The 19,050-nt window shown below is 64.4% G+C and carries 20 protein-coding genes; 8 read left to right on the top strand and 12 right to left on the bottom strand.

Translation table 11 applies throughout. The features are described 5' to 3' along the window. Nucleotides 1-3 precede the first annotated feature (3 nt). Nucleotides 4-942, top strand: a complete 939-nt coding sequence (locus J1M86_RS08200; protein WP_206509473.1) for an alpha/beta hydrolase — start codon at nt 4-6, stop codon at nt 940-942. Here J1M86_RS08200 and J1M86_RS08195 read toward each other — a convergent pair. The 5 genes from J1M86_RS08195 to J1M86_RS08175 form a co-directional block, all read right to left on the bottom strand. Then, complete coding sequence (locus J1M86_RS08195) at nt 898-1,779, bottom strand: glycine betaine ABC transporter substrate-binding protein (protein ID WP_206509472.1); 882 nt, start codon at nt 1,777-1,779, stop codon at nt 898-900. The genes J1M86_RS08200 and J1M86_RS08195 overlap by 45 nt on opposite strands. Before the next feature lie 75 nt (nt 1,780-1,854). After that, on the bottom strand, nt 1,855-3,003 hold the full coding sequence (locus J1M86_RS08190) for an NADP-dependent malic enzyme (protein ID WP_206509995.1): 1,149 nt from the start codon (nt 3,001-3,003) through the stop codon (nt 1,855-1,857). A gap of 289 nt (nt 3,004-3,292) precedes the next feature. Next, entirely contained in the window at nt 3,293-3,553 is a 261-nt protein-coding gene (locus J1M86_RS08185; RefSeq protein ID WP_269418077.1) for a hypothetical protein, read from the bottom strand. Between the two features lie 4 nt (nt 3,554-3,557). Then, nucleotides 3,558-4,172 carry a MarC family protein gene (locus tag J1M86_RS08180; protein ID WP_075839642.1) on the bottom strand — a complete coding sequence of 205 codons (615 nt, stop codon included), beginning with the start codon at nt 4,170-4,172 and terminating at the stop codon, nt 3,558-3,560. After that, entirely contained in the window at nt 4,169-5,032 is an 864-nt protein-coding gene (locus tag J1M86_RS08175; RefSeq protein ID WP_075839670.1) for a PHP domain-containing protein, read from the bottom strand. Before J1M86_RS08175 ends, J1M86_RS08180 begins: the two co-directional genes overlap by 4 nt. Nucleotides 5,033-5,141: 109 nt before the next feature. Between J1M86_RS08175 and J1M86_RS08170 the strand changes: the two genes are divergently transcribed. Beyond that, on the top strand, nt 5,142-6,218 hold the full coding sequence (locus J1M86_RS08170; RefSeq protein WP_206509471.1) for a magnesium and cobalt transport protein CorA: 1,077 nt from the start codon (nt 5,142-5,144) through the stop codon (nt 6,216-6,218). Here J1M86_RS08170 and J1M86_RS08165 read toward each other — a convergent pair. Continuing rightward, nucleotides 6,215-6,823, bottom strand: coding sequence for a suppressor of fused domain protein (locus J1M86_RS08165; protein ID WP_206509470.1), 609 nt, complete (start codon nt 6,821-6,823; stop codon nt 6,215-6,217). The two genes, J1M86_RS08170 and J1M86_RS08165, sit on opposite strands and share 4 nt — an antisense overlap. Nucleotides 6,824-6,893: 70 nt before the next feature. On the opposite strand from J1M86_RS08165, the gene J1M86_RS08160 reads away from it, so the two are divergent. The 5 genes from J1M86_RS08160 (at nt 6,894) to J1M86_RS08140 (ending at nt 11,709) form a co-directional block, all read left to right on the top strand. After that, nucleotides 6,894-7,610 carry a metallophosphoesterase gene (locus J1M86_RS08160; protein WP_075839671.1) on the top strand — a complete coding sequence of 239 codons (717 nt, stop codon included), beginning with the start codon at nt 6,894-6,896 and terminating at the stop codon, nt 7,608-7,610. Next, nucleotides 7,600-8,451: a chromosome partitioning protein ParB gene (locus J1M86_RS08155; RefSeq protein ID WP_075839644.1), complete on the top strand. Its 852-nt coding sequence runs from the start codon at nt 7,600-7,602 to the stop codon at nt 8,449-8,451. The genes J1M86_RS08160 and J1M86_RS08155 overlap by 11 nt, the downstream gene beginning before the upstream one ends. Before the next feature lie 112 nt (nt 8,452-8,563). Then, nucleotides 8,564-10,105, top strand: a complete 1,542-nt coding sequence (locus J1M86_RS08150) for a sodium-dependent transporter (protein WP_206509469.1) — start codon at nt 8,564-8,566, stop codon at nt 10,103-10,105. After that, complete coding sequence (locus J1M86_RS08145; protein WP_075839645.1) at nt 10,102-10,215, top strand: methionine/alanine import family NSS transporter small subunit; 114 nt, start codon at nt 10,102-10,104, stop codon at nt 10,213-10,215. Before J1M86_RS08150 ends, J1M86_RS08145 begins: the two co-directional genes overlap by 4 nt. A gap of 93 nt (nt 10,216-10,308) precedes the next feature. Then, complete coding sequence (locus J1M86_RS08140) at nt 10,309-11,709, top strand: MFS transporter (RefSeq protein ID WP_206509468.1); 1,401 nt, start codon at nt 10,309-10,311, stop codon at nt 11,707-11,709. 51 nt (nt 11,710-11,760) lie between these two features. Here J1M86_RS08140 and J1M86_RS08135 read toward each other — a convergent pair whose 3' ends face one another. From J1M86_RS08135 to J1M86_RS08110, 6 genes are all read right to left on the bottom strand, one after another. Then, nucleotides 11,761-12,930, bottom strand: a complete 1,170-nt coding sequence (locus J1M86_RS08135) for an ABC transporter ATP-binding protein (RefSeq protein WP_206509467.1) — start codon at nt 12,928-12,930, stop codon at nt 11,761-11,763. Nucleotides 12,931-12,935: 5 nt separating this feature from the next. Continuing rightward, nucleotides 12,936-13,769 carry a carbohydrate ABC transporter permease gene (locus J1M86_RS08130; protein WP_206509466.1) on the bottom strand — a complete coding sequence of 278 codons (834 nt, stop codon included), beginning with the start codon at nt 13,767-13,769 and terminating at the stop codon, nt 12,936-12,938. Next, entirely contained in the window at nt 13,769-14,710 is a 942-nt protein-coding gene (locus J1M86_RS08125) for a carbohydrate ABC transporter permease (RefSeq protein ID WP_241259727.1), read from the bottom strand. The genes J1M86_RS08130 and J1M86_RS08125 overlap by 1 nt, the downstream gene beginning before the upstream one ends. Then, a complete protein-coding gene (locus J1M86_RS08120) occupies nt 14,707-16,029 on the bottom strand; it encodes an ABC transporter substrate-binding protein (RefSeq protein WP_206509993.1) in 1,323 nt (440 codons plus the stop codon). The genes J1M86_RS08125 and J1M86_RS08120 overlap by 4 nt, the downstream gene beginning before the upstream one ends. 176 nt (nt 16,030-16,205) lie before the next feature. Continuing rightward, nucleotides 16,206-16,697 (bottom strand): general stress protein, encoded by a 492-nt coding sequence (locus J1M86_RS08115; RefSeq protein ID WP_206509465.1) that lies wholly within the window; start codon nt 16,695-16,697, stop codon nt 16,206-16,208. After that, nucleotides 16,694-17,686, bottom strand: a complete 993-nt coding sequence (locus J1M86_RS08110) for a CoA ester lyase (protein ID WP_206509464.1) — start codon at nt 17,684-17,686, stop codon at nt 16,694-16,696. The genes J1M86_RS08115 and J1M86_RS08110 overlap by 4 nt, the downstream gene beginning before the upstream one ends. Nucleotides 17,687-17,763: 77 nt before the next feature. On the opposite strand from J1M86_RS08110, the gene J1M86_RS08105 reads away from it, so the two are divergent. Continuing rightward, entirely contained in the window at nt 17,764-19,038 is a 1,275-nt protein-coding gene (locus J1M86_RS08105; RefSeq protein WP_075839650.1) for a CBS domain-containing protein, read from the top strand. Nucleotides 19,039-19,050 lie beyond the last annotated feature (12 nt).

Here is a 19,050-nt window from a genome sequence, read left to right as displayed (position 1 = left end):
GCCATGAAAAGCATCTACCTCCCGCTTCCGATCGTGGAAGCCGCACTCAAGCCGTTCTATCGGTTCGCCCTGTGGGCCGCGCTGCCCACAACGGTTCAACGCCGGATTCTCGATCTGGCGGCGCCACTGCAGTTCATGCCCGACGGCGCCGTCAGCCAGAAGCTGACATTGGCCGGCCGACCTGCTGAGCGCATCACCGTCGGCGCGACCGAGCGGTCCACTGCGGTGCTGTACTTACACGGCGGCGCCTTCACGATCGGTTCCATCGCCACCCACCGATCACTGGCGGCCCATCTGGCACGCGAATCATCCAGCGCCGTTTACGTTCTCGACTACCGGCTCGCCCCGGAAAACCCGTACCCGGCGGGGCTGGGCGATGCCGTCGCCGCATTCCGTGAACTCGTCAAGTCGCACGGGTACACCGCCGATCGCATCGCGATCGCCGGCGACTCGGCCGGCGGCGGCCTGAGCGTCGCGACGGCACGCCACCTGGTCGACGACGGAGTGACGCCGGCCGCGCTCGCACTGATCTCCCCATGGGTGGATCCGGGCGCACGCGATGCAGTGATCTCGCGGGATATCGTCGTCAACACGGCGTGGTCCTACAGTGCCGCCGAGGCCTACCTCGGTGATGGCGATCCACTGGATCAGGGCTACGCGCCATTGCTGGGAGATCTCACCGGTCTACCACCGATCGTGATGCATGTGGGCACAGCCGAGGTGCTGTACTCACAGATCGTGACCTTCCGGGACAAGCTGCTTGCCTCCGGGGTCGAACTCGAATACGTCGAGTACGAAAAGCTTTGGCACGTCGCACATCTGCAGGCATCGATCCTGCGTGAAGCAGCCGATGCGGTGCGGCACATGGGCGCCTTTCTCGCTCAGCGTCTCACGAGCTCACAGAGTGCGGTCGCCGAGCCAACGCGCAGCGACATCTCCTGAGTCGGAACCACCGCGGACCTCGTCGATCATATCGGCGAGGTCCGCTGTCGTCAGTTCACCCGCCACCACGCTGAGGGCGGAAACGGCATCATCGCCCAGCGCGCCGTCGCGCAGGAGCGGTACGACGTTCTGCGCGGTGAACACCGACTCGTCGTCTTCGAGGGTCGTCAGATCCGACAGCAGCGGTCCGAACGAGGCGGTCCGCACGGCCAACACACCCACCGCACCGGACTCCACCGCATCCACTGCCGCTCGGGCGTCCGGGTAGACCATGAATTCCTCGACCTCACAGCCGTATCCGGTTGCCAGGCGAGCGGCCACGTCGACCGGATCCGGCGCCGAAACATCGTCGACGGTTCCGAGGACGATGTTTCCGCAGTCTCCTGCGACATCGCTGAGAGACGTCGCGGACGCGAACTCCCCCGCAGACGCCACCGCTATCGTCGTCCGGTCCTCGGCGAGTGCGTAATCACCCACGGCAAGGCCCTCGGGAAGCGACCGGTTCAGGTCGACGAAGACATCCTCGGCCTCGGTGGCGCGGGACAGCGAGTCGAACGTGGCCAGGAGCTCACCGGTCACATCTGGAACGAGTGCGAGCACACCGGCGTCGAGTGCACCGAGATACTCAGCGCGGTCGCCCAGGTTGGGCGTCACCTCGACATCGACGCCGGCCGACCGAACGGCGCCGGCATAGATGTGCGCGAGCAGTTCTCCGCGCACATCATCACCGGAGCCGACGACCACCGTTGCTCGCTCGTTCACCTCGGCGCCGCATCCTGCCAGTGCCGTCGCCACGAGTGCTAGACCGGCGAGCGTCCTGCAACGCGAGGCGAACACACACTCTCCATTCCGCAAGGCACCCCGAATCGCACCCGGATAGGGGCGATTCGGGGTGCTGTTTCCTACCTGTTCCTACGCGACGCCCTCGGCTCGCGCTGCTGCCGCAACTGCGTCCGCAACGGCCGGGGCGACGCGAGGGTCGAGCGGGCTCGGCACGATCTTGTCCGCAGCCAGCTCGTCGCCGAGAACCGAGAGGATTGCCTCGGCAGCGGCGAGTTTCATGCCTTCGGTGATGCGGCGTGCTCCGGCGTCGAGTGCGCCCTTGAACACGCCCGGGAAGGCGAGCACATTGTTGATCTGATTCGGGAAGTCGCTGCGGCCCGTGGCCACGATCGACGCATACTGCGCTGCGCGCTCCGGGTGAATTTCCGGGTCCGGATTGGACAATGCGAAGACGATGGACTCGGGGGCCATCGAGGCGATGTAGCTCTCGGCGATCTGGCCGGCCGACACACCGAGGAAGACGTCGGCTCCGGACAGTGCCTCTGCGGCGCCGCCGGAGAGTCCGCGCGGATTGGTGCGACCCGCGAGCTCGACCTTCACGCTGTTCAGGTCGGTGCGATCGGCAGAGACGATGCCCTTCGAGTCGAGCAGGACGACGTCCGCTGTCCCGGCCGCGAGAAGGATGTTCGCACACGCGACGCCTGCGGCGCCGGCCCCGGAGATGACGACCTTCAAATCCGAGGTGCTGCGGCCCTGAACCTTCGCCGCACCGTTGAGTGCAGCGAGGACGACGATGGCCGTGCCGTGTTGGTCGTCGTGCATGACCGGGCAGTCGAGAGCTTCGATGACTCGCTTTTCGATCTCGAAGCATCGGGGCGCCGAGATGTCCTCGAGATTGACCGCACCGAAGCTGTGACGCAACCGCACGATGGTCTCGACGATCTCGTCCACGTCGTGCGTCTCGAGGACGATCGGGATGGAGTTGAGTCCAGCGAATTTCTTGAACAGTGCCGCCTTGCCTTCCATCACCGGCAGCGAGGCGCGCGGGCCGATGTCGCCGAGTCCGAGGACGGCAGAGCCGTCGGAGATGACGGCGACGAGCCGATCGGTCCACGTGTACTGCTTGGCAAGCGAGGCGTCCTGTGCGATGGCCCGACTGACCTGCGCGACGCCCGGTGTGTAGGCAATCGACAGGTCACGCTGAGTCTCGAGCGGTGCGGTGAGCTCGACGGAGAGCTTGCCACCGACGTGGCCGAGGAAGATCTCCTCGTCGGTGATGGCGGACAGGTCGGCGGTGGTGCTGCTCGTTTCGGTCACAATCGTCACGGTATAACTCCTAGGTCACAATTCACCCGGCCGGTACCACTGAACCCAGAGGCGACCAAAGAGCGGCAGGTGAAACAAGAAAAGATGATGTTTCGACGAGCGCCCTTAGTGGCTGCTTCGGCCGAAAGACCGGATGACGGGAGGCGGGTGAGCCGTCACAGTCGAGCGTGACGCTGTGGCGCCGGACGCTTGAAGTCGATCAAGTGTGCCACCGCGGCGCGGGCGTTGGCAAACGCCGGTTCTACCCCCACCACTGTGTCCACAGGACGGCACCGGCGATGACGAACACCAGCAGGGAAGCCGACACCGACGCCACTCGGCGACGGTGATCCGCAAAATGCTGAACCACGAGCGCGGCGAGCGCGGCGACGATGTGGGCTGTCACCGACACCGCTCCAGGTCCCGGAAAATCCCGCTGGATGCCCAAGTACTGGGCACCCGCCACGACCAACGCCAGCACGACGAGTCCAGCCGTGACGGCTCCACTCAGACCTCGAAGCACACTGTCATCCTCCTGTGACGAATCCGCGGACGGAATCGGCGATGAGCTGGACTGCGATGGCAGCCAGCAGTAGACCGGCGATACGGGCGAGCAGTGTGATTCCGCCCTGACCCAGGACCCGAATCAACACCGTCGAGAACCTGAGCACGAGAAAGAGCACCAGGTGAATGGTCACGATGGCGGCTCCGACCGCAAGCAGTGATCCGGCGCGCCCGTCGGCCTGGCTGACGTAGACGATCACGGCGGCGATTGCACCCGGTCCGGCCATGAGCGGTGTTCCCAGCGGCACGAGTGCAACATTGACGTCCTCGCCCTCGGCGCTGCCGCCTGCGCCCCGCCCAGTCAGCAGCGACAGCGCGATGATCAGCAGCAGGAGACCACCCGCGCCTTGCAGTGCGGGGATGCCGATGTGCAGATACCCCAGGATCGCCTGCCCGCCGATCGCGAACAGGGTGATGACGGTCAGCGATACCGCGGGTGCCTGCCACGCAGCCCGGTTGCGCTCCTCTTTGCTCTTGCGTCCGACCAGCGAAAGGAACACCGGGATCGCGCCCGGCGGGTCCATGATGACGAACAACGTAACCAGCACGGTCACGTACAGCGTCACATCGAAGTTCATACGGTGAGCCCGGACGACTGCGCGAGCAGTCGCTCGTACTGCTCGACATCGGTTGTGTGTTCGCCGAGCGAGAGGGTCTTGTTGTCGCCGTGGTAGTCCGAGGACCCGGTGACGAGGAGATCGAGTTCCTCGGCCAGCTCGGCGAGCTGGCGGATGTCCTCGGGTGCGTGGTCGGCGTGGAACACCTCGAGCCCACCGAGCCCGGCGGAACCGTCGGGACGCCGGCCTGCGAGTTCGCGCACCTGATTCAGATCCAGGATGCGTCCGCGCATCCGCGCCCGAACATGCGCGACGACGCTCACTCCGCCGGCCGCCGAGATCATCTCCACGGCCCGTTCGATGGGGGTGTCCACCTTGTCGACGTAGTAGGGGCTCCGCGTCGACAGCGGCCCCTCGAAAGCCTGCGCGATGCTCGTCACCACGCCGATGTCGACCAGTGCTCGCGCAAGGTGGGGCCGCCCCGCCGCCGTCCCTGTCGCGGCCATGATCGCGTCGGGATCGAACTGCGGGTAGTCGACGGCGATCCGCTCGGCCATCGCACGGATTCTGGCGGTGCGCTCGGCAAGCAGACGGGCACGTTCTTCCGCGAATGCGCTGTCTTCGGGATCGAAAAGGTAGGCCAACAGATGCACCGGCACGGGCGAGCCGTCCTCGCCGCGGCCCTCACAGGACATCTCCATGCCACGCACCACTGTCAGTCCTCGCGGCGCGGCATCGAGCGCTTGCTCCCACCCTGCGGTGGTGTCGTGGTCGGTCAGCGCCACCACGTCGAGGCCGCTCTCGGCGGCTGCCCGCACCAACTCCGCCGGGGAATCGGTGCCGTCGGACGCAGCCGAGTGAGTATGGAGGTCGATGCGCACGACGGTCAGTCTCTCAGGCGAGCGCCGCCAGACGCGCGCGAGGTGTTCGTCCGGCTGGCGTAACATTGCCGGTTGCGCTGTCGACCGGGAGGAGAGCATCGTGCCGTCCATGCCACCGAGGCCGTCACTGTCGTCGCTGCGGCCGTCGAATCGCGTAGCGCAGATCAGCCCTCGCATCGCAGTTCCCACTGCCCGAGCGATCGTCGACTGCGGAATCTACGTCGACGGAGTTCGGCTCCCCGGCAAGTACACCCACTCGGCCGCCATCGAAGAAGTCCGTCGACGCGGGGAAGGATTCGTCTGGCTCGGCCTGCACGCTCCCGACGAGGGCCAGATGAACGGCGTCGCCGAGAGCTACGGGCTGCACGAGCTGATGGTCGAGGACGCCGTCCACGCGCATCAGCGTCCGAAGCTCGAGCGCTACGACGATGTCACCTTCCTCGTCCTCCGAACCGTCAGCTACGTCGAGCACGAGTCCGTGACCACCGCCAACGAGATCGTCGAGAGCGGGGAGATCATGCTCTTCCTGGGCAACGATTTCGTCATCACCGTCCGCCACGGTGAGCACTCGGGCCTCTCGGGTGTCCGGCGCCAGCTCGAGCAGAACCCCGAGCGATTGTCGCTGGGCCCGTCGGCGGTGTTGCATGCCGTCGCCGACCACGTCGTCGATGAGTACCTGACCGTGACCTCGTCGATCGAGCGCGATGTCGACGCCATGGAAGAGGAAGTGTTCTCGCCGCATCATCGGGTGCCGATCGAGAACATCTACATGCTCAAACGTGAGGTCGTCGAACTCCGTCGCTCCGTCACTCCCCTGTCCACACCCCTGACCCAGCTCGTACACGCCGACGCGCCGATCCCGAAGGCGGTCCGCCGCTACCTGCGCGACGTACAGGACCACCACACCACCGTCGCCGAACGCGTGGCCGAATTCGACGAGGTGCTCAGCTCGCTCGTCGACGCCGCGCTGGCCCGGGTGACGATGCAGCAGAACATGGACATGCGCAAGATCTCGGCGTGGGTCGCCATTGCCGCCGTACCGACGATGGTCGCCGGAATCTACGGCATGAACTTCGACAACATGCCGGAACTGCACTGGACATATGGGTACTACTACGTCGTCGGCGGCGTCGCGACCGTGTGCACCGGACTGTTCGCGACCTTCCGCCGCAACAACTGGCTCTAGAGGTTCACTGCCGAGCGCTGTGGATCGCGGATATCGATACCCGCTTCGGCCCACGCCTCACGCAATGCATCCGCCCCTCGAAGCCGCACCCACGCTGCCTCGGTGCCGGTGACGGGAACGACCTCGAAGAACTGGACCGGATCGGCCGGCTCCGGCAGCGGCAGCTCGGGGAGCTCGCCGGCACCGAGCAGCACCGCGGTGAACGGCGCTCCGTCCCACAGCGGCTCACCCAGATCGAGCAGCAGGTCCTGCTGAAGCACCACCCCCTCCACCGACGGAGTGGCAGCCAGTTTGGCGATGTTCCGCAGAAATGACTGGTCGATGCCGTCGAACACACGCGTGACGAGCATCAACTCGGCCCGCGGCCCGCGGGTGGCGTCGGCGATCATCTCGCCGGGATCCGACATCGGATGGCGGGAGCAACCCAAGGTGACGAACCGCACGAACTCGTCGCGCCGGGGAAAGAACGTCAGCACGTCCAGAGACTCCAAGCCGAGAAACGTGACGGAGAAGGGGGTCGGGTGCTCGTCCCCGATCTCGGCGATCAGATGTGCGCGGACCCGAGTAATAACGCCGTCGATGTCACTGTCGCTCACGGTGTCCATCCAACACCACCGCTGTGTCGGCGACGCGTTCGGCGCATGCCCGGGCCGGGAAGTGAGTACCGTCGACTGCGTGGTCTCCGTCCTAGCAGTTGCCGATGAAACGATCGAGAGCCTGTGGAGTTCGCAGGTCCGCTCGCTCGATGTGGATCTGATCCTCGGGGCGGGCGATCTTCCGTTCGACTACCTCGAGTACCTGACAGATGCGCTCGACGCGCCCTGCGTCTTCGTTCCCGGCAACCATGACGCCGATTTGACCGGCTATTCGGCGGGCCGCGCGGGGTGGATGCGTGCAGGGCTTCCCAGCACGTGGCCGGGTCCGGTCGGAGCCGTGAACGCCGATCGCAAGATCGTCGACGTCGCGGGACTGCGTATCGCCGGACTCGGTGGTTCCATCCGCTATAACAGCGGACCAAATCAGTGGACTCAACGTCAGCAGCGGCGGCGCGCCAGGACGCTGACGCGCTCCGATCGCTGGAAGGAGAAATTTCAGCGCGGATACCGCAGCGTCGACGTGCTGCTGACGCACAGCCCGCCGCTCGGCGTCGGCGACGACACCGACCCGGCTCACATCGGCTTCGAATGCCTCGACGACGTGGTCAGATCGCTGCGGCCACAGTTGTTGCTGCACGGACACATCCATCCGCACGGCCGCACCCCCGACGACCTCGAGTTGCACGGATCGGTCGTCGTCAACACCGTCGGGTACACACTCCTCGAGATCGAGCCGGCGTCGCTCACCCGCGAGTCCACCTCTCCGACGATTCTGAGGCGACGACATGGCACGTGACACCGGGTTCCCCGTCGCCGATGCGGAGAACGACTTCACCCGTCAGCGTCGCCGAGCGGATATCGCACGGCTGGTCGGGTGGCTGCGCCGGCAACCGGACGACGTCAACACGATCCTTCCGTTCGACGAGGTGGTCGCCGCCCTGGGTAAGGTCGGCGAGCGACACCTGGGCGTGCAGGTCATCCGTGTGGACTCCATCGTCGGCAGCGTCGACCGCACAAGGGATTTCGACCGATTCTTCCGCCCCACATCGGCACGTATTCGTGAGCGTTGGCAGCGACTCGCAGCGGCTCAGCGGCGCGGCGAGGCGATGCCGCCCATCCAGGTCTACCGAATCGGATCGATGCACTTCGTGCTCGACGGTCATCACCGGGTATCGATCGCGTTCGCCATGCACCGCACGACAATCGACGCCGTAGTCACCGAGATCATCACCCGCATCTCCCCGGAGGGCATCACCCGGCGCGGTGACCTGCTCATCAAGGATCACCGACGCATCTTCCTTTCACGGGTCCCACTGGTGGGCAAAGCACGCGACGCGGTCACCGTCACCGACCCGTACGAGTACGCCGACCTGAGCGAAAGCGTCGAAGCCTGGGGCTTTCGGCTGATGCAGGAAATGGGCGAGTTCGTCGACCGCGCGACCGTGGCACGACGATGGTTCGGCGAGGAGTTCCTGCCCGTGGTCCGCATGGTTCGCGCCGCCGACATTCTCGAAGGTCAGACGGACGCCGAGGCCTACCTGTGGATGATCAGGGAGAGGTATCGCCTTGTGCGTGAACATGTCTGGAACGACGAGATAGTCTCCGAGCTCCGCGAACGTGCACGTCGTTCGAAATAGCGATCTCTTCGACGCAAGAATTTGCGGTCCCATGTATACGGGACGGTGGTAACCGCTACCGTTTCTTCTGCGGCGACATCGCTGCGACAAGCCGAAGAAGGGTTGCCCCACCGTGGAACAGAGGCCTCAGGCCGTCCCCGCGCAACGTGAAGCGTGGTCGGGCCGGACAGTGTTCATCCTGGCCGCGATCGGATCTGCGGTCGGACTCGGCAACATCTGGCGGTTCCCGTACATCGCGTACGAGAACGGCGGCGGAGCGTTCATCGTCCCGTATCTCATCGCTCTGCTGTCCGCCGGTATCCCGCTGCTCTTCCTCGACTACGCCATCGGACACAAGTTCCGCGGCTCGCCGCCCCTGGCGTTTCGTCGCCTCAGCCGCCCCGCCGAGGCCCTCGGTTGGTGGCAGGTAGGAATCTGCTTCGTCATCGCTGTCTACTACGCGGTGATCATCGCGTGGGCTGCCCGATACGCGATCTTCTCCTTCTCCGAGGCGTGGGGCGATGATCCGGCGACCTTCTTCGCCTCGGACTTCCTGCAGCAGGACGGCGAGTCGACATTCGGACTCGACTTCGTACCCGGCGTGGTCATACCGCTGCTGCTCGTGTGGATCGGCGTCATCGCAATTCTCGCCTTCGGCGTGCAGAAGGGCATCGGATCGGTCACGAAGTACTTTGTGCCCCTGCTGATCGTGCTCTTCGCGATTCTCGTGGTTCGCGCACTGTTCCTCGACGGCGCCGGGCAGGGTCTCGACGCCTTCTTCACCCCGAACTGGTCGGCGTTGACCGACAGCGGGGTCTGGATTGCGGCATACGGTCAGATCTTCTTCTCGCTGTCGGTCGCCTTCGGCATCATGATCACGTACTCCTCGTACCTGGGTCGCCGAACCAACCTGACCGGTTCCGGTCTCGTCGTCGCATTCTCCAACAGCAGCTTCGAAATCCTGGCCGGCATCGGAGTGTTCGCTGTCCTCGGTTACATGGCCCAGGCCACCGGCGTCCCGGTCGCCGAGGTCGTCGAAAGCGGAATCGGCCTGGCCTTCATCGCATTCCCCGCCATCATTTCTGCCATGCCGGGCGGCCCGGTTTTCGGTGTCGCATTCTTCGGCGCACTGGTGTTCGCCGGCTTCACCTCCCTGATCAGCATCGTGCAGGTCGTCGTCGCGGCCGTGCAGGAAAAGAGCGGGCTTTCACGCGGCGCGGCGGTCCTCACGGTCGGCGGCTCCGCAGCGGTCCTTTCCCTTCTGCTGTTCCCCACCGCCACGGGCCTGAACGTCCTCGACATCGTCGACAATTTCGCCAACAACATCGGCATCGTCGGCGTCGCACTGGTGGCCTTGGTGACCGTGGGACTTATCCTGCGCAGACTGACAGATCTGCAAGAGCACCTGAACCAGGTCTCCTCGTTCAAGGTCGGCATCGCGTGGCGGGTCTTCGTCGGCGTCATCACACCCGTGGTCCTGGCCTACATGCTGATCGACCAGATCGTTCAGCGCATCGGCGACGGTTACGGAGGTCTGCCGACCGGCCTCGTGGTCACGTTCGGTTGGGGCGTACAGGCGCTCGTCGTCATCGCCGCGATCGTTCTCACCTTCCTCCCGTGGCGCGGATCGGTGGACGAGCTTCCCGCCGAGACCGATTCGAAAGGCAACGCATGAGCACCACAGCAATCGTCATGATGATCATCTCGCTCGTCCTGGTCTGGGGTGGGCTCGCTGTCAGCCTGCTGCACCTGCGGAGTCACCCGGACGAGGACATCGACATCTGAGCTTCAGCCCTCGAGTACTGGCCTTCGAGCACTGGGAGCCGGCACCCGGGGCTGGATGGTTTGTGCAACTACCTACCGCACTAGGCTTCGCTCATGTCGACCTGGCCGCGCACCACCACGACCACGCACGCGGGCCCTCTTCTGCTGCCGACCCTGTGTGTCGTCGTGATGACGGTGTCCATCCTGCAGACCATGGTCGTTCCCATCATCGGCACCATCGGCCAGCAACTCGACGTCAGCACCACTGCGGCGGGCTGGGTCCTCACCGCCAACCTGCTTGCAGCCGTCGTTGCCACCCCGGTCATCGGCAGGCTGGCCGATCTTCACGGCAAGCGTCAAATACTGCTGTCCGTGCTGGCGCTCGTACTCATCGGGTCGCTGATTGCCGCCGCAACTGACTCGCTTGCTCTGCTCCTCGCCGGTCGAGTGCTACAGGGAGTTTCCTACGCCCTCTTCCCCATCTCGCTCGCCCTACTGCGAGACGAGATGCCGAGAACCAAGCTCGTCGGCTCGATGGCAGTGGTATCGGGAACCCTCAGCGTGGGCGCTGGCTTGGGCTTGATCCTGACCGGCGTGCTCACCAGCGACGGCGCGGACTACCACCGCGTGTTCTGGCTGACCGTCGCCATCCTCGCGGTGGCGATCCTGTTGTCCTGGGTGGCGGTACCCGCGCGCCCGCGAGTCGAAGGGGGCCGCGTCGACTGGTTGGGTGCGTTTCTCCTCGGGACCGCGCTGGTGCTGCTCTTCCTCGCCCTCACTCAGGGCCGCACGTGGGGTTGGGTGTCCGTGCCCACCCTCGGATGCGCGGTGGGCGGATTTTTCGTCCTGACGGTGTGGTGGGTCTCCCAGAACCGAATCGCCGTCCCGCTCGTGGCCCCCCGCATGCTCACCCACGGCCCGCTTCTCGCGACCAACATCGCGACGCTCTTCGTCGGCATCGCCATGTTCCTCAACTTTCTCGCCTGCTCCTACTTCGTCCAGACGCCAAGTGAGATCGCCGGATACGGATTCTCGGCCGATGTGCTCTCCGCCAGCCTCGTCTACCTGCTACCGGGCGCCGCGCTCGGCGCACTGACATCGCTGATTGCCGGGCGGCTGATCAATCGATTCGGAGCGCGCGCGGTACTCATCGGCGGTTCGGGCCTGGGCACCGCGGGCTTCGTGTTCTTCGCGCTGGCGCGAGATTCGACGTGGCAGGTGATCACGGCGTCCGCCGCCGTCAGCGTCTTCGTCAGCCTGGCGTTCGCCGCCGTTCCGAACCTGCTGATGGCCGAGGTATCGGCGAGCGACACCGGGGTGGCCAACAGCGTCAACTCCATCGTCCGCACCGTCGGCACCTCGATCGCGAGTGCCGTACTCACCACCATGCTCGCCACGTACACGATCGCGGGAACATCCATTCCGCAGGAGGTCGTGTACACCGTCGCGTTCGTCTTCGGCGCCGTGTCATGCGTGATCGTGACGCTGTCGACGGTAGGCGCTACGCGCATGTGAGCGGAAATACATAGTGGGACACGTATTTCCGCTCACATGCGGCGGAGCCGCCTACAGGGTGAGGTTGGCGCCCGACGACTGGTCGAACACCGAAATCTTCGCCGGGTCCAACCACAGCTCGACGGTGCTGCCCTCGACAGCTGCGGACTCCGCGGCCAGGCGTGCAACCACCTGAGCCCCGCCGGAGTCACCGAGACCCGCCTCGGCCGCCAACTCCTGGAGCTCGGCCGACTGGACCTTGTCGCCCTTCGATTCGAAGTACACGTACTTGTCGCTGCCCATCGATTCCATGACATCGACCTTGGCGGTGAACGTCGCACCGTTGATCTTCTGGTAAGAATCGATGAGCGCGGCGTCCTCGAAGTGCTCGGGACGAATACCGACGACGACGTCCTTGCCTGGATTCTTCTGCGCAATCATCGCGCGGCGCTCGCGCGGCAACGTGAACGTGCCGAGTTCGGTGGCCACGCCGTCGGCAGTCAACGTGCCGGGCACGAAGTTCATCGAGGGCGATCCAATGAATCCGGCCACGAAGAGGTTTCGCGGCTTCTCGTAGAGTTCCTGTGGCGAGCCGATCTGCTGCACGAACCCGCCGCGGAGCACGACGACCCGATCGCCGAGCGTCATGGCCTCGGTCTGATCGTGCGTGACGTACACCGTTGTGGTGCCGAGGCGTTTCTGCAACCGGGAGATCTCGGCGCGCGTTTGAACACGAAGCTTGGCGTCGAGATTGGACAGCGGCTCATCCATCAGGAAGGCCTTGGGCGTACGAACGATGGCGCGCCCCATCGCCACACGTTGACGCTGACCGCCGGACAGGTTGGACGGCTTGCGGTCGAGGTGCTGGGTCAGATCCAGAATCTTCGCTGCGTTCTCGACCTTCTCGTTGATCTCGCTTTTGGACAACTTCGCGAGCGTCAACGGAAAGGCGATGTTCTGCCGCACCGTCATGTGGGGGTAGAGCGCATAGGACTGGAACACCATCGCGATGTCGCGGTCCTTGGGTGCGCGTTCGTTGACGCGTTCGCCGGCGATGCGCAGTTCACCGGACGAGATGTCCTCCAGACCGGCAATCATGTTGAGGGTCGTGGACTTTCCGCATCCGGACGGTCCGACGAGGATGATGAACTCGCCGTCGGCGATGGTGATGTCCACTTCGCTCACCGCGGCTGCGCCGTCGGGGAAGAGCTTGGTGACTTTGTCGAGAACGATTTCGGCCATGACGGTTATCCCTTCACTGCGCCGGACGTCAAGCCCGCCACGATGCGTCGTTGGAAGAAGAGTACGAAGATGATGATCGGAATGGTGATGACGACGGCGGCCGCAGCGATCGACCCGGTCGGCTCCTCGAACTGCGAGCTACCGGTGAACTGAGAGATCGCGGCGGGCGCGGTGATCGACCGTTCCGTTGCCGTCAGTGAGATGGCGAGTAGCAGGTCGTTCCACGCGAAGATGAACACCAGAATCGCCGCGGTGACGATGCCTGGGGCGGCCAGCGGCGCGATGACCTTGCGAAACGCCTGTGCCGGTGTGGCGCCGTCCATCTTCGCGGCCTTCTCGAGCTCCCACGGGATCTCGCGAAAGAACGCCGAGAGCGTGTAGATCGCCAGCGGCAACGCGAAGGTGATGTACGGGATGATCAGGCCCGGCCATGTGTCGAAGAGACCGAGTGCACGCTCGATGTCGAACAGCGGTGTCACCAGCGAGATCTGCGGGAACATGGCGATGAGCAGCGCCGACCCGATGAGCGCCTTCTTACCCGGGAACTCGAGCCGAGCCACGGCGTAGGCAGCCATCGTTCCGATCACCACGGCAATGAAGGTGGTGATCAGGCCGATACCGATCGAGTTGAACAGCGCAGAGGTGAACTGGCTGGTGGAGAAGATCCCCTCGTAGTTGTCGAAGGTGATCGACGTCGGAATGAAATTGCCGTCGGCGATGGTGGCGGTCGACTTGAACGACAAGCTGACGATCCAGGCCAGCGGGATGAGCGCGTACAGCAGTACGAGCACGTTGATGACGGTCCAGCCGACCTTTTTCCGAGGCGTTATGGTCGTCATTACTTGCGGCCTCCGTCGTCCGAGCCCGGTGCCGACGCACCGAACAACTTGATGAACATGAACGCGATGATGGCGACGCAGAAGAAGATCAGGATGCTGATCGCCGAGCCGAGTCCGAGATTGAAAGCGCCGAACAGGTTGTTGTAGCCGAGGATCGACACCGACCCCGTGTTGTTGCTACCCCGTGTCAACACGTAGATGTTGTCGAAGATGCGGAATGCGTCGAGCGTGCGGAACAGCACTGCGACCAAGATGGCCGGTTTCATCAGCGGAATGGTGATGCGAATGAGCCTGGTCCACGCGCCCGCACCGTCCACCTGCGCTGCCTTGAGCAGATCGTCCGGTACGAGTGCGAGCCCGGCGAGCAGCAGCAGCGCCATGAACGGCGTCGTCTTCCATACCTCGGCGAGCACGATGATCGCCAGTGACGGCAACTGCTCGGTGAGTGGCGCGGTGCCCTCGGGAAGCAGATTGGCCAGATATCCGGTACCCGGCGTCCACGCGTAGTACCAGCTGTAGGCCGCGGCAACAGTCACGATGCCGTACGGGATGAGCACCACGGTGCGGACGAGCCCTCGCCCGAAGATGGTGCGGTGCATGATGAGCGCGATCGCGAGTCCGAGTACGAACTCGATGATCACCGAGACGATGGTGATACCCGCGGTAACGCTGAATGCCGTCCACCAGTAGCCGTCCGATAGGACAGTGATGTAGTTCTCCAGGCCGACGAATTCGCGGTCCTCGGGGAAAGCGAGGTTGTACTTCTGCAGGCTCAACCAGAACGCGTAGACGATGGGATAACCGGTGACGGCCAGCATCATGAACGCCGCCGGTGCGATCAACATCAAACCGAGTTTGCGTTCGGCCTTCTTGCCGTCCGAGATGTTCTTCAGAACTGCCTGCTTGTCCACGCTCGAAGACTCGGTTGCCGGTGCGCTCATGGAATCAGCCCTTCGGAGTTGACTGCCTGGGTGACAAGGTCGGCGAGCACGTCCACGTCAGCCACCGGGTCGATCTCTGAAGGTGGGTTCAGCGCATCGGTGAGGAGAATCGAGATGCTCTGGTACGCGGGCGACACCGGACGAACCGCGGCGTTCTCGATGGACTCGAGCACGCCCTCCCATGCCGGGTAGACGGCCTGGAATTCTGGATCCTGATACAGCGAGGCCAAAACGGGCGGTACGCCGCCGTCGACGGCATTGTTGCGCTGGTTCTCCTCGTTGGTGAGGCACTGGACCGCTTCCCAGGCAAGGTCCTCGTGCTGAGTGGTGTTGGCGACGCCGATGTTGAAGCCACCGATGGTGACCTTCGCCGGCTCGTCGGGATACACCGCCGGGTACGGGGCGTCACGGAACACCTCGGCGACGGCCGCATCCTGCTCTTCCGCAGGCACATTGGTCAGGTCGAGGAACTCCACCGCACCGACCGCCGCATTCTCTTTCAGACCGGGAAGAACGAACGGGTAGTTGACCTGGAAGACGGAGTTACCGGCTTCCATGCCGAGACGCGCTGTGCCCTCGTCACTTTGCGAGACGGAGGGGTCGGCACCGTCTGCCAACGCGACACGCTTCATTATCTCGAGCGTCTTCTCGGTGGCGGCGCGGTGTTCGGGGGTGTCGTTGAGGGTGACGGTGGTGCCGTCATCGGCGACAACCTGCCCACCGGCGCTCACCAGGAGGCTGTTGAACCACACCATAAGACCCTCGTATTGCTTGGCCTGTACGCCGATGTTCGACGGTTCTCCCCGCGCCGCGTTCTCCTCGGCCATGTCGATCATCTCGTCCCATGTCTGCGGTGGCTCACCACCGGGGACGAGGTCGGGGCGATACCAAAGCAGCTGGGTGTTGGAGTTCAGTGGGACGGCATAGAGCTGATCGTCCCACTCGGCCGTGGCGAGGGGGCCTTCGAGAGTCCGTCCGTCCCGCAACTCGGCAGCGAGATCCTCGGGAACTGGCAAAGCCCAACCTGCCTCGGCGAATTCGGCGGTCCACACGACGTCCAGCGTCATGAGATCGAGTGAATCGTCGTTGCCGGCCAGTCTTCGCGCCAGCTGCAAGCGCTGATCGTTCGCGCTCTTGGGGAGAGTTCTCTGCTCCACTGTGTAGCGACCGCCCGACGCGTCCGAGCACACCTGCGAGGCGGCGGCATACTGCTCGGCGCCATCCGCCGCGGTATAGAAGCTCAGCACGGGTGTGCTGCTGTCCGACGACCCACAAGCCGCCAGCAACGGGCTGGCGACAAGCGTCGCTGCAGCCAACACCCCTATTCTGGTTGCGTGTGCACGCCTGTGACCACGTTGTCTCGGCACTTTCCGCCTCCGTATTTTCGATTACGTGCCCAGAGCCTTGTCGACCTACTGCTCTACGCATGAAGAAACGTAACCGAACCACACGGACTCGAGGGGGGATTGGGACAATTCCGTAATGTGCCGCTAGATCAGATCGACAACTTCGCGAGCATGTCGCGAGCCTTCTCCGCACTCTTGGGCTCACAGAGAACGTCGTATCGACCGGCGACCAACTGCATGCTCGACGCGAAATCACGCTGCCCGCGCGTAGCCGCATACGGAATCACGGTGGTGATCAACCCGAAGATGACGCCACCGACGATGCCGATGATCAGCGCACCGAGAATGTTGCCGTTGGTGAATATTCCCAGCACCAAACCGAGAAACAGGCCCAGCCAGGCACCCGAAACTATGCCTCCACCAACAACTTTGGGCCAGGTGAGCCGACCCAACACGCGCTCGACCTGCATGAGATCGACACCGACGATGGTGACGTCCTGCACCGAGAATTGTTCGTCCGACAAATAGTCGACGGCCTTCTGCGCCTCGGCGTATGTCGGATAGGAGCCGATCGGCCAACCGGATGGCGGCGTCGGTAGCCCCTGACCCGAGCGACCGGATTGCGAAAGTGGATTCGTCATTCCCCTATTGTGCCTGCTCCGGCCGCATCCGCACCATTCCTGGTGCCCACGCTGGGCTGCATTCCCGCCGCCCGGCCTTTACCCGAGATGACCAACGCCATCTTGCGGCTCGCCTCGTCGATCATCTCGTCGTCGAGCATCACGGCCCCGCGCCCGCCACCTGCTTTCGAGGTATGGAACTCGTACGCCTCGAGTATTCTTTCGGCCTTGTCGAAATCCGATTGGCGCGGACTGAAGATCTCGTTGGCCGCATCGATCTGAGTGGGATGCAGCACCCATTTGCCGTCGAAGCCGAGTCCGGCGGTTCGCCCCGCGGCCCGTCGAAACGCGTCGAGATCGCGGATCTGAAGATAAGGTCCGTCGATCGCCTGCAACCCGTGCGTGCGCGCGGCAAGAAGGATCGTCATCAGAATGTGGTGATACGCATCACCGGTGTCGTAGCCCTCGGGCTGCTCTCCGACGACGAGGGTGCGCATGTTGACACTCGCCATCAGGTCGGCCGGGCCGAACACCAAGGTCTGCACTCGCGGACTCGCGGTGGCGATCTCGTCGATATTGCGCAGGCTGCGGGCACTCTCGATCTGGGGTTCGATGCCGATCGCACCCACCGGAAGCCCGCTCGTCTTCTCCACCTGCGTCAGTAACAAATCGAGGGCCTCGACGTGCGAGGCGGTCTCCACCTTGGGAAGCAGGATTGCATCGAGGTTGGCGCCGGCACCGCTGACCACGTCGATCACGTCGCCGTACGTCCACGGCGTCGTCCAGTCGTTCACCCGGACCAACTTGAGCTGAGAACCCCAACCGCTCGAGTTGAGCGCTTCGACGATGCGTCCCCGCGCCTGCTCCTTGGCGATCGGCGCGACGGCATCCTCGAGATCGAGGAAGATCGCGTCGGCAGGCAGCCCCTTTGCCTTCTCGATCATCTTCGCCGAACTACCCGGCACCGCCAGGACGGATCGACGCGGACGGCCCTGCTCCACCGAGCTCATACAGTCCTGACACTCCTTCTATTCTTCTCGTCTGTCCGATTCTCTGATTGGCCCCGAGACGCTCTAACCTTGCCATCATGGCAGCTCTGAGCAAGCTTTACGCGGCCAGGCTCGCAGGTCTGGTAGTCCTCGGTCCCGACGGCGAATCCATCGGCCGCGTCCGTGACCTCGTGGTCACCATGCGCTTGGGTCGCGCGCAGCCGCGCGTCCTCGGTCTCGTCGTCGAGCTTGCCACGCGCCGAAGAATTTTCGTGCCGATGCTGCGTGTGACGAGCATAGAACCCAACTCGGTTCAGCTGAACACCGGAAACGTGAGTCTGCGCCGATTCTCGCAGCGGGCGAACGAGATTCTCGTCTTCGCGCAGGTCCTCGATTCGAAGGTGCGCGTCGACGATCCGGAGCTCGAGGAACTCAACGACGTCGACTCGGTTGTGGTCGATCTCGGTATCGAACTCACCCGCACCCGCGATTGGCTCGTCGTTCGCGTCGCGGTACGGCGTCAACGGGCCAGGCTCGCTCGTCGCGGAGCAGTGCACGTCGTCGACTGGCAGCACGTGCAGGGCTTGACGCAGATGAACCTGGCGATGCCCGGACAGGGCGTCGCGCAGCTGTTGATGCAGTTCGAGGATCTGCGCGCCGCCGACGTCGCCAACGCGATGCGAGAACTGCCGGTCAAGCGACGGATGGAGGTCGCGCTCGCCCTCGACGACGAACGTCTGGCCGACGTCGTCCAGGAACTCCCCGATGACGACCAGGTCGAGATGATGCACTACCTCGGTGTCGACCGTGGCGCGGACGTGCTCGAGGCCATGGATCCCGACGATGCCGCCGATCTCCTCGGTGAACTTCCCAACTCCGAAGCCGAGTCACTGCTGCGCCTGATGGACCCCGAGGATTCTGCTCCGGTGCGCCGGTTGCTCGAGCATTCACCGGACACGGCCGGTGGTCTGATGACACCGGAACCCGTGGTGCTCAACGCCTCGACCACCGTTGCCGAGGCTCTCGCCCGCGTGCGCAACCCTGATCTGACGCCTGCACTCTCCTCGCTGGTGTTCGTGGTGCGGCCACCCACAGCCACCCCGACGGGCGCCTACCTCGGCTGCGTCCACCTCCAACAGCTGCTGCGGGAACCGCCGGCCAGTCTCGTCGGCGGCATCATCGACAAGGCGCTCCCGCGGTTGGCCGCAGACGACTCCCTCAACGCCGTCACTCGCTACTTCGCTACGTACAACCTGGTCTGCGGGCCCGTGGTCGACGACGAGGATCACCTCATCGGCGCAGTAACCGTCGACGACGTGCTCGATCATCTGCTGCCCGAGGACTGGCGCGATCAGGAGGTTGCAGGACAGTGAAGGAAACAGCGC

It is taken from the genome of Rhodococcus sp. KRD197, assembly GCF_017168235.1.
Lineage (GTDB): Bacteria > Actinomycetota > Actinomycetes > Mycobacteriales > Mycobacteriaceae > Rhodococcoides.
This window is presented reverse-complemented; position numbering and strand designations above follow the sequence as displayed.

Bases quoted from the DNA above. Each gene is read 5' to 3' on its own strand.
- J1M86_RS08200 (WP_206509473.1), top strand. From the start codon at position 4: ATGAAAAGCATCTACCTCCCGCTTCCGATCGTGGAAGCCGCACTCAAG.
- J1M86_RS08155 (WP_075839644.1), top strand. From the start codon at position 7,600: ATGGCACGTGACACCGGGTTCCCCGTCGCCGATGCGGAGAACGACTTC.
- J1M86_RS08135 (WP_206509467.1), bottom strand. From the start codon at position 12,930: ATGGCCGAAATCGTTCTCGACAAAGTCACCAAGCTCTTCCCCGACGGC.
- J1M86_RS08125 (WP_241259727.1), bottom strand. From the start codon at position 14,710: ATGAGCGCACCGGCAACCGAGTCTTCGAGCGTGGACAAGCAGGCAGTT.
- J1M86_RS08140 (WP_206509468.1), top strand. From the start codon at position 10,309: ATGTCGACCTGGCCGCGCACCACCACGACCACGCACGCGGGCCCTCTT.
- J1M86_RS08145 (WP_075839645.1), top strand. From the start codon at position 10,102: ATGAGCACCACAGCAATCGTCATGATGATCATCTCGCTCGTCCTGGTC.
- J1M86_RS08170 (WP_206509471.1), top strand. From the start codon at position 5,142: ATGCCACCGAGGCCGTCACTGTCGTCGCTGCGGCCGTCGAATCGCGTA.
- J1M86_RS08130 (WP_206509466.1), bottom strand. From the start codon at position 13,769: ATGACGACCATAACGCCTCGGAAAAAGGTCGGCTGGACCGTCATCAAC.
- J1M86_RS08115 (WP_206509465.1), bottom strand. From the start codon at position 16,697: ATGACGAATCCACTTTCGCAATCCGGTCGCTCGGGTCAGGGGCTACCG.
- J1M86_RS08165 (WP_206509470.1), bottom strand. From the start codon at position 6,823: ATGGACACCGTGAGCGACAGTGACATCGACGGCGTTATTACTCGGGTC.
- J1M86_RS08110 (WP_206509464.1), bottom strand. From the start codon at position 17,686: ATGAGCTCGGTGGAGCAGGGCCGTCCGCGTCGATCCGTCCTGGCGGTG.
- J1M86_RS08180 (WP_075839642.1), bottom strand. From the start codon at position 4,172: ATGAACTTCGATGTGACGCTGTACGTGACCGTGCTGGTTACGTTGTTC.
- J1M86_RS08105 (WP_075839650.1), top strand. From the start codon at position 17,764: ATGGCAGCTCTGAGCAAGCTTTACGCGGCCAGGCTCGCAGGTCTGGTA.